The 13407-nt window shown below is 69.1% G+C and carries 11 protein-coding genes; 1 reads left to right on the forward strand and 10 read right to left on the reverse strand.

Annotated elements, in window-relative coordinates:
* Positions 1-91: 91 nt before the first annotated feature.
* Complete coding sequence (gene mgtE / locus R1L06_RS10790) at positions 92-1462, reverse strand: magnesium transporter (RefSeq protein ID WP_317217692.1); 1371 nt, start codon at positions 1460-1462, stop codon at positions 92-94.
* Between the two features lie 346 nt (positions 1463-1808).
* Here mgtE and R1L06_RS10795 point away from each other — a divergent pair, with 346 nt between their 5' ends.
* A complete protein-coding gene (locus R1L06_RS10795) occupies positions 1809-3587 on the forward strand; it encodes a monovalent cation:proton antiporter-2 (CPA2) family protein (protein ID WP_317217693.1) in 1779 nt (592 codons plus the stop codon).
* A 126-nt stretch (positions 3588-3713) separates the two neighbouring features.
* Here R1L06_RS10795 and R1L06_RS10800 read toward each other — a convergent pair whose 3' ends face one another.
* The 9 genes from R1L06_RS10800 to R1L06_RS10840 form a co-directional block, all read right to left on the reverse strand.
* Entirely contained in the window at positions 3714-7052 is a 3339-nt protein-coding gene (locus R1L06_RS10800; protein ID WP_317217694.1) for an ankyrin repeat domain-containing protein, read from the reverse strand.
* Entirely contained in the window at positions 7045-7305 is a 261-nt protein-coding gene (locus R1L06_RS10805) for a YcgL domain-containing protein (protein ID WP_010482302.1), read from the reverse strand. The genes R1L06_RS10800 and R1L06_RS10805 overlap by 8 nt, the downstream gene beginning before the upstream one ends.
* A 160-nt stretch (positions 7306-7465) precedes the next feature.
* On the reverse strand, positions 7466-7906 hold the full coding sequence (locus R1L06_RS10810) for a hypothetical protein (RefSeq protein ID WP_010482305.1): 441 nt from the start codon (positions 7904-7906) through the stop codon (positions 7466-7468).
* A gap of 62 nt (positions 7907-7968) precedes the next feature.
* The gene (locus R1L06_RS10815) at positions 7969-9207 is read right to left on the reverse strand and encodes a beta-ketoacyl-ACP synthase (RefSeq protein ID WP_317217695.1); all 1239 of its coding nucleotides are present in this window, start codon (positions 9205-9207) and stop codon (positions 7969-7971) included.
* Complete coding sequence (locus R1L06_RS10820) at positions 9207-9938, reverse strand: 3-ketoacyl-ACP reductase FabG2 (protein ID WP_057497835.1); 732 nt, start codon at positions 9936-9938, stop codon at positions 9207-9209. Before R1L06_RS10820 ends, R1L06_RS10815 begins: the two co-directional genes overlap by 1 nt.
* The gene (locus R1L06_RS10825) at positions 9935-10390 is read right to left on the reverse strand and encodes a hotdog family protein (protein ID WP_317217696.1); all 456 of its coding nucleotides are present in this window, start codon (positions 10388-10390) and stop codon (positions 9935-9937) included. Before R1L06_RS10825 ends, R1L06_RS10820 begins: the two co-directional genes overlap by 4 nt.
* Entirely contained in the window at positions 10387-11571 is a 1185-nt protein-coding gene (locus R1L06_RS10830; RefSeq protein ID WP_317217697.1) for a beta-ketoacyl-[acyl-carrier-protein] synthase family protein, read from the reverse strand. The genes R1L06_RS10825 and R1L06_RS10830 overlap by 4 nt, the downstream gene beginning before the upstream one ends.
* Positions 11568-12125, reverse strand: coding sequence for a DUF3261 domain-containing protein (locus tag R1L06_RS10835; RefSeq protein WP_317217698.1), 558 nt, complete (start codon positions 12123-12125; stop codon positions 11568-11570). Before R1L06_RS10835 ends, R1L06_RS10830 begins: the two co-directional genes overlap by 4 nt.
* On the reverse strand, positions 12113-13363 hold the full coding sequence (locus R1L06_RS10840; RefSeq protein ID WP_032129172.1) for an NAD(P)/FAD-dependent oxidoreductase: 1251 nt from the start codon (positions 13361-13363) through the stop codon (positions 12113-12115). Before R1L06_RS10840 ends, R1L06_RS10835 begins: the two co-directional genes overlap by 13 nt.
* Between the last annotated feature and the right edge of the window lie 44 nt (positions 13364-13407).

A 13407-nucleotide genomic window follows, 5' to 3' on the forward strand; every position in this document is an offset into this window, starting at 1 on the left:
CATGTGCCTTGAACGACTTAATCCCCTCCGTCCCCTTTTTGTTCTGCGTGCCGACCAAGGTCGGCACCTACCGGAGCACGATGGTTCCGACTTACAGCAGCGTGCCGTGCAGGATCATCGCGGCGATGCTGAAGTAGATCACCAGGCCGGTCACGTCCACCAGGGTGGCCACGAACGGCGCCGAAGCGCTGGCCGGGTCGAAGCCGAACCGCTTCAGGATGAACGGCAGCATCGAGCCGGACAGCGAACCGAAGGTGACGATGCCGACCAATGCCGCGCCGATGGTGATCGCCAGCAGGATCCAGTGTTCGCCGTAGTCGTGCAGGCCGCCCAGCTGCCAGATCACGATGCGCACGATGGCCAGGCAGCCAAGGATCGCGCCCAGCACCATGCCGGTGGGCACTTCGCGCAGGGCCACCTTCCACCAGTCACGCAGGCGCAGTTCGCGCAGTGCCAGGCTGCGGATCAGCAGCGAGGTGGCCTGCGAGCCGGAGTTGCCGCCCGAACTCATGATCAGCGGAATGAACAGGGTCAGCACCACGGCGCGCGCCAGTTCATCCTCGTAGTGCTGCATCGCGCTCGCGGTCAGCATCTCACCCAGGAACAGCACGCTCAACCAGCCGGCGCGCTTGCGCAGCATCTCGAAGAAGCCGATCTGCATATAGGGCTTGTCCAGTGCCTCCATGCCGCCGAACTTGTGCGCGTCCTCGGTGGATTCCTCGATCAGCGCATCGAGCACATCGTCCACGGTGACGATGCCAAGCATCTGCTGCTGGTCGTCGACCACCGGGATCGCCAGCAGGTCGTGGCGGCGGATCAGCCGCGCCACTTCCTCCTGGTCCATCAGCGCATCCACCGTCACCGGCGGATTGACCTGGGCCACATCCAGGATCGATTCCTCGGGCAGGCCGGTGATCAGCCGGCGCATGGTCACCACCTGCTGCAGCTGCTGGCTAGCCGGCTCCAGCACGTAGATCGCGTACACCGTCTCGCGGGTGCGCTCGACCTGGCGGATGTGCTGCAGGGTCTGGGCCACGGTCCAGCTGGCAGGCACCGCCACGTACTCGGTGGTCATCAGCGCACCGGCAGTGTTGGGCGGGTAGCTGAGCAGCTTCTGGATGGCCTGGCGGGCGTCGGTGCCCAGCAGCGGGATCAGCCGCGCGCGTTCTTCCTCATCCAGCTCGTGGACGATGTCGGTGGCGCGGTCATCGGCCATCAGTCCCAGCAGCGCCGCAGCCCGCGCCGGCGGCAGCGCGGCCACCAGTTCGCCACTGCGGTGCAGCTCCGGCGCTTCGAGCATCTTCACCGCGCGCGGCAACGGCAGCGCCGCCAGCGTTTCCGCGGCGCGGGTCAGTTCCAGCGTATTGAGGAATTCCACCGCGTCGGCGGTGTTGTAGTTCGCCAGCGGTGCGGCCAGTGCGGCGGCATCGGCCACCGGGCGCAGCAATTGCTTCTGGTTCATCGGTTTTGCCTTGTGGGGGTGCGACCTCGCGCAACGCCAACGCAGGCAAACCGTCCCGATGTCAGGCGGTGGCCATCGCTGGCGTCGAACGAGGTCGACTTCTACTGTCGCTGGACATGGGTTGGGGACTCCGGGATGCGTATGCCGACGGACGCGCCGCCAGCGGCGGGCAGTCTGGACCCGTGGGCCATGCAGGTCAACCCGGCAGCCTTGCGCAGGGCGCCTGCCCGGCAGGTTGTTCTCGTGCATACACGGGCCGGCGCGCATAATGACGCGGTGGCACTCGCCTCCCCTTCCCCCACCCGAACGGACGCACCGCGGGCTTCTCCGATGACCAGGTATTCCCATGCATAGCGGTGGTCTGGAACTGGCCCTGGTGCTGCTGCTGGCGGCGGTCATCGCCGTGCCGGTGTTCAAGAAGTTCGGCTTCGGCGCGGTGCTGGGCTATCTGGCGGCCGGTGTGGTGCTGGGCCCGGACGGGCTGGGCTTTGTGCAGGACGCCGACCGCATCCTCGGCGCCGCCGAGATCGGCGTGGTGATGCTGCTGTTCGTGATCGGTCTGGAACTGTCGCCGGCCCGCCTGAAGGTGATGCGGCGCTCGGTGTTTGGTGCCGGTGCGGCACAGGTGGCGCTGTCCGGGCTGGTGCTGGGCGGCCTGCTGCTGCTCGACCATTTCCAATGGAAGAGCGCACTGGTGGTGGGCGTGGCACTGGCGCTGTCGTCCACCGCGGTCGGCCTGCAGCTGCTGTCAGAACACAAGGCGATCAACAGCGACCATGGCCGACTCGGGTTCGCCATCCTGCTGTTCCAGGACCTGATCGCGATTCCGCTGCTGGCGGCCATCCCGCTGCTGGGCGGGGTAAAGAACGAGACCCTGCGCTGGGAAGACGCCGCCGTGGCCCTCGGCGCGCTGGCGGTGGTGATCCTGTGCGGGCGACCGGTGCTGCGCAAGGTGTTCGGCATCATCGCGCGTACCCGCAGCCCGGAAGTATTCACCGCGACCGCACTGCTGGTGGTGCTGGGCACCGCCTGGTTCATGCAGGAGGCCGGCCTCAGCCCCAGCCTGGGCGCGTTCCTGGCCGGCGTGCTGCTGTCCGATTCGGAGTTCCGGCACGAACTGGAAGCGCAGATCGAGCCGTTCAAGGGGCTGCTGCTGGGCCTGTTCTTCATTGCGGTGGGCATGGGCATCGACGTCGACCGCATCGTTGCCGAGCCGTGGCTGATCGCCGCCGGCGTGGCGATCCTGCTGGTGGTCAAATTCAGCCTGCTGTACGTGATCGGGCGCATCGCAAAGCTCAGTTCACGGCACTCGCTGCTACTGGGCAGCGTGCTGTGGCTGGGCGGCGAGTTCGCCTTCGTGGTGTTCAACGAAGCGCAGCGCGCGCACCTGCTGGGCAACGCCAACCATGACCGCCTGGTGGCGATCGTCGGCCTGTCGATGGCGATCACGCCACTGCTGATGATCGCGCTGCTCAAGCTGCTCGGCCAGGAGAAGGCAACGCCGCGCGAGGCAGCCGAGGCCGACAAGGTGGCGCCGGACAACCGGCCGAAGGTGCTGATCGCCGGCATGGGCCGCTTCGGCCAGGTCATCGCGCGCCTGCTGACCGCGCAGAAGGTGCCGTTCGTGGCGCTGGAAGCGAATCCGGACACCGTGGCCGACCTGCGCCGCTTCGGCAACCAGCTGTATTACGGCGACCCGACCCGGCCAGAGATGCTGCGCGCGGCCGGCGGCGAGCACATCGATGTGTTCGTGATCACCGTGGACGACCCGGAGACCAACCTGCGTGCAGTGCGCATGGTGCGCCGGCTGTACCCGGACGCGAAGGTGCTGGCGCGTGCACGCAACCGCCAGCATGCGTGGCGCCTGATGGACATGTCGGCCGAGCCGTTCCGCGAAGTGTTCGGCACCAGCCTGGAAATGAGCGGGCGCGTGCTGACTGCATTGGGTGTTGCACCTGAAGTGGCCGAACGCCACGTGCAGCGCTTCCGCGAGCACGACGAGCAGCTGCTGCGCGACCAGTACCTGGTGTACGACGACGAGGCGGCGGTGATCCAGACCTCGCGCGATGCACGCAACGACCTGATGCACCTGTTCGAGGCCGACGCGGAAAGCGACGGCAAGTAGGCGTGCCGACCAACGGTCGGCACCCACCACAGATTGCGGTAGTGCCGGCCGCTGGCCGGCAGCCTCGGGATCCCGGAGGTTTCATGAGGTTGCCGGCCAGCGGCCGGCACTACCCATTTCCAGGGATCAGCCGTTGTCGCGCAGGAACCGCGCCATCGACGAAACGCCCGGCACGCGCGGTTCGAACTCGCCGGCAACGTCGATGAAGCCACGCATCACCGCGATCTCGCGCGGGCTGCGGTTGAGGCTGTCGCGCACTTCCGGATCGGCACCGGCGCGCAACAGGCGCTGCACCAGCAGCGGCAGGCCGTGCAGGGCAGCCAGATGCAGCGGGCCGAAGCCACGAGGATCACGCACGTCCAGGCTCACGTCCTCGTCCAGCAGGCGCTCTACCGCCGCCATCACCACCTGCTCGTCGCAGGCGGTACCCGGCTCGGCACGCGCACCCAGCAGCAGCAGCAGCGGCGTGACCGAACCGGCGGCGGCCTGGTCCGGTTCGGCACCGGCCAGCAGCAGGGTGTCGAGCAGGGCCAGCAGGCGCGAGCGGTCGCGGGCACTGAAACCGTACAGCGCGGCACAGTGCAGCGGGCCCAGCTGCTGCGCGTCACCGGCATGCACGTCGGCACCGGCGGTGAGCAGGCGCGCGACGATGTCCGGCAGGCCCAGCGCCGAGGCCAGCATCAGCACGGTCACGCCGCCCGGCAGGCGGTGTTCCAGCTTGGCGCCGGCGTCGAGCAGGGCCGAAACGATGTCCACCTGGCGCATGCTGACCGCCGCCGACAGCGGCGTCGCACCACTGGCAGCGGCGTGCTGCGGATCGGCGCCGCGTGCCAGCAGCAGGTCGGTTACTGCCAGATGGCCACCACCGGCCGCACGCAGCAGCGCGGTGCAGCCCTGTGCGTCGACTGCGTCGACGGCAAATCCCAGATCGATCAGGCGGCGCACCGCATCGACGTCACCGGCCATCGCAGCGGCCGGCAGATCGGCCTCGCGCAGGGTGCGGCGCGGCAACGGCCACACCCGCCAGTCGAGCCAGTCGGCCAGGTCACGGCGACCGATCGACAGCGCCACGCCCAGCGGCGTCTGCCCATCGGCGGCACGTGCTTCCGGCGAGGCACCGTGCTGCACCAGCAGCTTCAGCGCGCCTTCGCGGGCCAATGCGGTGGCCAGATGCAATGCGGTCATGCCATGGCTGTCACGCGCTTCACGATCGACACCGGCCTTGAGCAGGGCCTGCTGCAGGCGCAGCCAGCCCAGGCGCACTGCCAGCGACAACGGCGGGTCACCCGCCGGCGAGGCCGCGAACGGATCGGCACCACGTTCCAGCAGTTCCAGCGCCAGCTGCTCCAGGCCGCGGGCGGCCTGATCGTGCTGTGCGCAGGCGGCAAGGAAGCGCGCCAGGCCACCGCGTCCGGCCGGCGACAGGCCGCGCTGCAGCATGACCTGCAGCGCCGGCACCGCATCGATGCCGCGCGACAGCAGCGCGAACATCGGCGTGTCGGAGCAGGCGTCACGCACGTAGGGATCGGCGCCGTGGCCCAGCAGCCAATCGACCGCACGCGGCTCCAGTGCCAGTTCCGGATCGAGCAGCAGGCCACCCAGTTCTTCCGGCTGGCACAGCTTGGCCAGCGCGGCCATGCCATCGGTGTTGCCGAAGCCCAGCGCTTCGCGCAGCAGGGTCAGCGGCGGACGGTCCGGCAGCAGGCCACTGGCGCTGGCGGCTTCGCCGCGCTCGGCCAGGCCATCACTGACGGCGGCCGGCAACGGATAGGACGGGTCCAGCAGGGCCACAATCGCCCAGCGACCGGCTTCGGCGGCGTAGTCCACCGCACGGCGGCCAACCGGATCGGTGGCATCGGCGGCGATGCCCAGCTCGACCAGGCGCTTGATCAGCAATGGCGAGACATCCTCGGCCATCGCCGCCAGCTGCACCGCATTGCGGCCTTCGCCGTCCACCGCAACCAGATCCGGCTTGTGCGGCAGCAGATGCTCGACCACGGCAGCGCGACCGGCACGGGCCGCTTCCAGCCACGGCGTACGGCCCAGCGCATCGCGCGCTTCCAGATTGGCACCGGCACCCAGCAGCACGCCGATGATCTCGACGTGGCCAGCCAGTGCGGCCTCATGCAGCGCGCTGCGGCGCTGGCGATCACGCGCGTCAGCCCGCGCCTTGTGCTTGAGCAGCAGCTGCACGCCGGCCGGATCGTCGTCTTCGGTGGCGGCCGCGGCCAGCAACACCGGGGTGCCTTCGGCCGGTTCGCTGCGCGCACCGCGTTCGAGCAGGAAGCGGGCCAGGCGCCAGTTGCCGACCTGGCAGGCCACGGCCAGCGGCGACCAGCCCTCGTTGTTCAGCGCGTCGACTTCGGCGGCGGCATCGCGCAGCAGCGCGGCCACGCCCGGGTCGGAACTGCGCGCCGCATGGTGCAGCGGGGTGTTGCCATCGCTGTCGATGGCACGCGAATCGGCACCGTTGGCGAGCAGGGTCATCACCGCTTCGGGACGGCCGTGCCAGCTGTCGCGGGTGGCGGCCAGCAGCGGGGTCATGCCCCGGTGCGGCGCATTCACATCGACGCCGCGGGCGATCAGTTCGCGCAGCAGGCGCAGGTCCGGCAGCACCGCCGCCAGCACCGCCAGGCTGCGCTGGTCGCGCCAGTTCGGGTCCGGCAGCGCATACGGATCGGCACCGGCCTGCAGCAGCTGCAGGCCCCGGTCGATGCGGCCATGGCGGGCGGCTTCATACAGGGCCGGGGTCAGCTCCTGCGGCGCCATCGCCTCCAGCGGCGCGGTTTCGACCGCAGCGGCGAACATCGGTTCGTGCTCGTTGCCGGCGCTGGCCAACGGGCTCGCGCGCAGCGACACCAAGGGTGCCGGCGCCACCCGCTGCAGCAGCAAGTGCAGTACGGGAGACAGCAGCACCACCGCCAGCGTGGCGGGCCAGCGCGAGCCTTCCGGCAACAGGCCCGGCCAGGCCGGCAGCACCACCAGCGCGGCCAGCGCGATCACCAGCGCGGCGACACCGAGACCGCGCCAGGCGGTCAGGTCGCGTCCGGCCAGCGCCTGCCAATGCTGGGCGAGATTGCCATCCAGGCGTTCGACATCGTTCCACAGCGGCCAGGTGCGCCAGGCCGCCAGCAGGCCGGCACTGACCAGCACGCTCAGGCCCAGCACCGCGGCCAGGCTGCCGCTGTCACGCAGCGCCGCCAGCGGCCAGGCCAGCAGCAGCGCCAGCAACAGCGGCGCTGCCGTCCACAACGCCAGCAGCGCCGGCAGGTCCTGGCGCGCGACGATCTTCAGCGGCAGCAGCGCTCGGCTGCGACGCCACCACGACACACCCAGCGCGAACGCCGGCTGCGCCAGTGCCGCAAGGATGGCGCCCGGAAAGCCGCCCACGGCGGCGCCCAGCGCCAGTACGGCACCCACGGCGAAGGCGATCGACAGGGCGCGCGGACGGGACGTGTCAGTCATAGTGGCGCGGCATCAGGCTGGCCACCGACGGCGGCACCTGCAGGTAGAACCCGCGCTCGCTCATTTCGCTGCGGACCTTTTCCGGATCGGCCTGGGCCAGGCGGCGCTGGGCATCCAGGGCCACGTCCAGGACGAAGGCGAGCGTCCCCAGCGAGGTGAGCAGCGGCGCAGGCAGCGCGCTGAAATCATCGCGACGGGGAACGTAGACGTAGGTGTCCGGCTTGAGTTGGCTTTTATAGACGTAGGCGTGCATGTCCGCGGGACGATAACCCGGGAAGAGCCATGATTGTGTCGGAAAGCCGACACCGGGGAAAGCCGTCAGCCGACGATGGCGGCGTGATCGGCGGCGTTTCCCCGGCAGGATTCAGCAATGTGGCGGCGGCGTTCAGCCAACGCCGCCGCCACACGGGCGCTTACTTGACCTTGGCGTAGGTGCCCTTCAGCGCGACACCGGCGAGGATCGCACCGGCATAGCATTCGTAGTTGGTGCTGCTCTTGAACTCGTTCTTCTTGTAGTAGCTGACGATGTCGACCACGGCGTTGGCGCCGCGCGACTTGGCACCGTCCTGCAGCGCGCGCAGCGCCGACAGCGCGACCCAGCGGCAGGCCTCGGCATCGCTCTTGTTGGCGGCGTTGGTCTTCTTGTTGGTCACGTCTTCGCCCAGGCGCTGCTGCACGCTGACCGGCTGGCCGGCCAGGTAGAAGCGGACGCTGCCGTCGATGCCGGCGTCCTTGGCAGCCTGCGAACTGACCAGTTCCTGCAGGGACTGCTCCACGCGGGTATCGCGGGCAGAAGCGGTGGAGGCCAGGGCCAGCAGTGCGGTGGCCGTGGCGATCATCAGGGTGCGGCGCATCGGAACATCTCCTTGTCGAGGGTGCGGGTAGGTTGCGGGAACAGCGGCGGTGGGGCGGTGGATCACTCGCGCCAGCGGCGGAACACCAGCGAGGTGTTGATGCCACCGAAGGCGAAGTTGTTGCTCATCACGTACTCGGCCTGCAGTTCACGGCCCTGCCCGGTGATGAAGTCGAGCTGGCCGCAGCGTGGATCGACCTCGGCCAGGTTCAGGGTGGGCGCGAACCAGCCGGCGCGCATCATCTCGATGCTCATCCAGGCCTCGAACGCACCACAGGCGCCCAGCATGTGGCCGACGTAGCTCTTCAGCGAGCTGATCGGCATGCGGCTGCCGAACACCTGCGCGGTGGCCTGGGTCTCGGCGATGTCACCGTGGTCGGTGGCGGTGCCGTGGGCGTTGACGTAGTCGATCTGCGCCGCGTCCAGCCCGGCATCCTCCAGCGCCAGGCGCATGGCCTGGGCCATGGTGTCGGCACTGGGCTGGGTGACGTGCTGGCCATCGCTGTTGGTGCCGTAGCCGACCACCTCGGCAAGGATGGTGGCGCCACGTGCCTGCGCGTGCTCCAGGTCTTCCAGGATCAGCGTACAGGCACCCTCGCCCAGCACCAGGCCATCGCGGCCGGCATCGAACGGGCGCGGCGTGGTCTGCGGCGCATCATTGCGCACGCTGGTGGCGAACAGGGTGTCGAACACTGCCGCGGCAGTGGCATCGAGCTGCTCTGCACCGCCAGCCACCATCACCGTCTGCTTGCCGCTGCGGATCGCTTCGTAGGCCGCGCCCACGCCCTGGCTGCCCGAGGTGCAGGCACTGGAGGTGGTGTAGACGCGCCCGGACAAACCAAAGAACACACCGATGTTGACCGGCGCGGTGTGGCTCATCATCTTCAGGTAGGTGGTGGCACTGATGCCGTCGGTGGTGAACTCGTTGAGCATGCGGCCGAATTCACCGGTGGCCTCGTGGCTGCCCGAGGACGAACCGTAGGCCACGCCGGTACGGCCACTGCGCAGCACCGGGTGCTCGAGCAGGCCAGCCTCGCGCAGTGCCACCTCGGTGGCGCGCACCGACATGATCGCGACCTTGCCCATCGAGCGGGTGGTCTTGCGGTTGTAGTTCGGCGGCAGCTCGAAGTCCTGCGCCGGCGCGGCCAGCTTGGTGTTCAGGCCGGCATAGACATCCCATTCGGGCATCGTGCGCACGGCATTGCAGCAGCTGCGCAGGTGCGCTTCGATGGTGGGCCAGTCGTGGCCGAGCGGACTGATGGCAGCGGCACCGGTGACCACCACGCGATGATCGGCAGCCATCAGAGCATGCCTCCGTTCACCGAGATCACCTGGCGGGTGATGTAGCCGGCCGGCTCGGACAGCAGGAACGCCACCGTGGCCGCCACTTCGTCGGGACGACCGACGCGGCCGGCGGGAATCAGCTTGAGCGCGTGTTCGATCACTTCATCGTTGAGCATTTCGGTCTCGATCAGGCCCGGGGCCACGCAGTTGACGGTGATCTGGCGGCTGGCCAGTTCCAGCGCCAGCGCCTTGGTGGCACCGATGATGCCGGCCTTGGCGGCACTGTAATTGACCTGGCCGCGGTTGCCGGCCAGCCCGGACACCGACGACAGGGTGACGATGCGGCCCGGCTTGCGCCGCCGCACCATCGGCATGATCAGCGGATGCAGCACGTTGTAGAAGCCATCCAGGTTGGTGTGGATGACCTGGTCCCAATCCTCCGCCGACAGCGCCGGGAAGGCGCCATCACGGGCAATACCGGCATTGCAGACCACGCCGTAGTACGCGCCATGCGCTTCGACGTCGGCCTCCAGCGCGGCGCGTGCGGCCTCGCGGTCGGCTACGTCGAACGCCAGCACGCGGGCCTGCTGGCCCAAGGCCTGGATCTCGGCCACCACGGCCTGTGCTTCTTCCAGGCGGCTGCGGCAATGCACCACCACGTCGAAGCCATCGCGCGCGATGCGCAGCGCGATGGCCCGGCCGATGCCCCGGCTGGCGCCGGTCACCAGCACGCTTCGATTCCCTGTCATGCCTGTCCACTCTCCAGATAGGCCGTCGCGTCGGCCGGTTCGAACACCGACACGTTGGCTGTCGCCCATTCGTCCTCGCCCGCCAGGATGCGGCAGGCGAACATCCCCAATCCATTGTCACCCAACAGCTCGCAGCGCGCCTGTACGCGCAGCCGCGAACCGCTGGGGAAGCTGCTGCGCGCGCTGCTGTAGCGGCGGCTGCCGAGCAGGAAGCCCAGCTGCGGCGGCTTGCCGGCCGCACGCGCGCGGCAGCCGGCCCAGGCCGCGATGGCCTGCGCCATGTATTCGATGCCGACCCATGCCGGCACCTGGCCATCCTCGACGAACAGGCCGGCCTCGGGCACCACCAGTTCGGCCTCGATGGCGTCCTGGTCCCACTGCGTGATGCACTCCAGCAGGCACATGTCCTGGCGATGCGGCACCACGTCTTCGATCGCGTACAGCGTGTTCATCGACGCTCCAGTGCCAGCACGGCATTGCTGCCGCCGAAGGCGAACGAATTGCTCAGCACCCGCCGCGGCGCCTGCACCAGGCAGGAGCCCGGCGCGACCAGCGGCAGCACCGGCAGTGCGGGGTCGGGCACGCCGTCCCACCAGTGCGGCGGCAGCTGCTGCTGTGGGTTCTCGGCCAGCAGGATCCAGCACAACGCCGCCTCGATCGCGCCCGAGGCACCCAGCGTATGGCCGGTCAGCGGCTTGGTCGAACTGGCCGGCACGCCGTTGCCCAGCACCTGCGAGACCGCCAGGCTTTCCATCGCATCGTTGTGCCCGGTGGCGGTGCCATGCAGGTTCACGTAATCCACTTCGTCGGCGCCCCAGCCGGCGCGCAGCAGCGCCTGCTGCAGGGCGTCGATGGCCCCCATCCCCTGCGGATCGGGGGCGGACATGTGATGGGCATCGGCCGATTCGCCCCACCCGGCCAGGCACACCGGACCCGGCTCGCGGGTAAGCAGGAACAGCGCGGCGCCCTCGCCGATGTTGATGCCGGCGCGGTGCTGCGAGAACGGATTGCAGCGCAGTGCCGACACCGATTCCAACGCGCTGAAGCCGGCCACGGTGAAGCGGCACAGCGAATCGGCACCGCCGGCAATCACCGCATCGACGATGCCGGCGCGCAGCATGCGCGCGGCCGACATCAGCGCCTTGGCGCTGGACGAGCAGGCGGTGGACAGGGTCCACGCCGGCCCCTGTGCACCACTGCGCTGGCGCACGAACTGCGCGGCGGTGCCCATTTCCTGCTGGGCGTAATCGAAGCCCTGCGGCCACTGGCCCTGTTCGGCGTGGCCGCGCAGGGCCTGCTCGGATTCACCGATGCCCGAGGTGCTGGTGCCCAGCACCACCGCCACGCGCTCGGCACCATGGCGGGCGATCGCGGCGGCCACCGTCGGTGCGATCTGCGCCAGTGCCACGTCCAGCAGGGCGTTGTTGCGCCCGCGCAGGGCCACCGGCAGGTCCTCCAGCGCCGGCAGCGGCGTGCGCACCTCTCCCAGCGCCAGGGTGCGCCCCGGCAGCAGGCTGTCGTTGTCGCTGAGCCCGCCCGGCACATCGGCGAACATCGCCGACGCGACCGCGGCGCGGCCATCGCCGAGCGCGCAGACTACGCCCAGGTCGTTCAGGTAGATCGGTGCACTCATCGGTCCTGCCCGGCCATGTCGATCGATTCGATGCGCAGCGCATAGCCTTCGGCGCGGTTGTCCAGCTGCACGCTGCCATCGTCCAGGCGCTGCAGCTGCAGCCACACCGTGCCGTCGCGCGACAGGCTGCGCTGCCGGCCGTCATCGCTCACCTGCCAACCGGCCGGCAACGCGGCGGCAATGGCCGCGGTCGGCCACAGCGCGAACTGCAGGTCATCCAGCACGCGCTCGGCACGCACCTGCGGCGGCAGCCACGGTGCGCGCTGCTGGGTCAGCTGCTGGCCGTCCCACTGCAGGCGCACGCCGGTCTGGCCCATCGCCTGCACCGCCAGCTGCACCTGCTGCGCATCGGCTTCCAGCAGAGCATCCAGGTCGCGCTCATGCGTACCGAAACGGAAATGCAGCTGCTGCTGCAATGCCAGCGGCGCCGGCAGGCTGGTCGGCGACAGGCGCAGCGGCGGCAGTTCCACCAATGGCTTGGGCATGCGGCCGGCACAGGCGGCCAGCAGCAGGCACAGCAGCACGGCCGCGGTACGGGCGATCAGGCGCTGCACAGCTGCTCCAGCACGCGCATGCGGCGGCCGCTTTCGTCGGCCACATACGGGTTGTTGGTGTCCCAGGCGTAGCCGGCCAGGATGGAACTGATCATGTCGCGTACTTCGGGCTGCTGCTGCGGGTGGTAGATGATCTTCTGGAAGCCGCCCTCGTACCAGCTTTCAACGAAGCGGCGGAAGGTCTTCACGCCGGCACGCAGCGGGATCGAGAATTCAGCTTCCCAGTCGACGGTTTCACCGGCATAGCGGCGCGCCAGGCATTCGCTGGCCAGCTGCGCGGACTTGAAGGCGATGGTGACGCCGGAGGAGAACACCGGATCAAGGAACTCGCCGGCATTGCCCAGCAGGGCGTAGCCCGGGCCCCACAACGAGCTGACATTGGCCGAGTAACCGGTGATGCGACGCACCGGCAGCACCGCCCATTCGGCGTTGGCCAGCAGCCGGGTCAGGTTGGGGTCCTCGCCAACGATGGCCTGCAGCTTCTGCAGGTCGTCGCCTTCGTAGCGTTCGAAGAACGACGGCTCGGCGACCACGCCCAGCGAGCAGCAGCCGTTGGAGAACGGGATCGTCCAGTACCAGACGTCGATGTGCTCGGGATGGGTGGTGATCAGGATCTTGTTGCGATCGAAGTCCGCTTCGGCCGGAATGTTGTCGCGCACGTGGCAGAAGATCGCGCCGCGCACCGGGAAGTTGGACGGCGATTCCAGCTGCAGCAGGCGCGGCAGCAGGCGTGCGAAACCGGATGCATCGAGGATGAAATCGGCTTCGATGCGGTACTCGCTGCCGTCCGGACGGCGCACGGTCACCGCCGGCTGCTCGCCCGGCTCGACCGCAAGCACTTCATCGCCGAAGCGCAGCGTGGTGCCCATGCGCTCGGCACCGCGCGCCAGCACGTTGTCGAAGTCGGCGCGCTGCACCTGGTAGGTCGTGCCCCAACCCGGCGAGAACTTCTTCCTGAAGTCGAACGCGGTGCGCGCCTCGCCATGCACGAAGGCCGCGCCGTTCTTGTGCTGGAAGCCCGCTTCGACCACGTCCTGCAACAGGCCGGCAGCCTCGATGTACTCCATGCTCTGCGGCAGCAGGCTTTCACCGATGGAGAAACGCGGGAACTGCTGGCGCTCCAGCATCAGCACCTGGCGGCCCTGCTGGCGCAGCATCGCCGCCGCCACGGAGCCGGCCGGGCCGGCACCGATGATCAGGATTTCAGTACGTTCGACAGCATCCACAGCAGTATTCATCGGTGCGTCCTTGTTGCTCGATCAAGTGGAAAGAAGGAAGTCGG

It is taken from the genome of Stenotrophomonas mexicanensis (assembly GCF_032911605.1).
Taxonomy (GTDB): Bacteria; Pseudomonadota; Gammaproteobacteria; order Xanthomonadales; family Xanthomonadaceae; genus Stenotrophomonas; species Stenotrophomonas maltophilia_A.

Bases quoted from the DNA above. Each gene is read 5' to 3' on its own strand.
- mgtE (WP_317217692.1), bottom strand. From the start codon at position 1,462: ATGAACCAGAAGCAATTGCTGCGCCCGGTGGCCGATGCCGCCGCACTG.
- R1L06_RS10795 (WP_317217693.1), top strand. From the start codon at position 1,809: ATGCATAGCGGTGGTCTGGAACTGGCCCTGGTGCTGCTGCTGGCGGCG.
- R1L06_RS10800 (WP_317217694.1), bottom strand. From the start codon at position 7,052: ATGACTGACACGTCCCGTCCGCGCGCCCTGTCGATCGCCTTCGCCGTG.
- R1L06_RS10805 (WP_010482302.1), bottom strand. From the start codon at position 7,305: ATGCACGCCTACGTCTATAAAAGCCAACTCAAGCCGGACACCTACGTC.
- R1L06_RS10810 (WP_010482305.1), bottom strand. From the start codon at position 7,906: ATGCGCCGCACCCTGATGATCGCCACGGCCACCGCACTGCTGGCCCTG.
- R1L06_RS10815 (WP_317217695.1), bottom strand. From the start codon at position 9,207: ATGGCTGCCGATCATCGCGTGGTGGTCACCGGTGCCGCTGCCATCAGT.
- R1L06_RS10820 (WP_057497835.1), bottom strand. From the start codon at position 9,938: ATGACAGGGAATCGAAGCGTGCTGGTGACCGGCGCCAGCCGGGGCATC.
- R1L06_RS10825 (WP_317217696.1), bottom strand. From the start codon at position 10,390: ATGAACACGCTGTACGCGATCGAAGACGTGGTGCCGCATCGCCAGGAC.
- R1L06_RS10830 (WP_317217697.1), bottom strand. From the start codon at position 11,571: ATGAGTGCACCGATCTACCTGAACGACCTGGGCGTAGTCTGCGCGCTC.
- R1L06_RS10840 (WP_032129172.1), bottom strand. From the start codon at position 13,363: ATGAATACTGCTGTGGATGCTGTCGAACGTACTGAAATCCTGATCATC.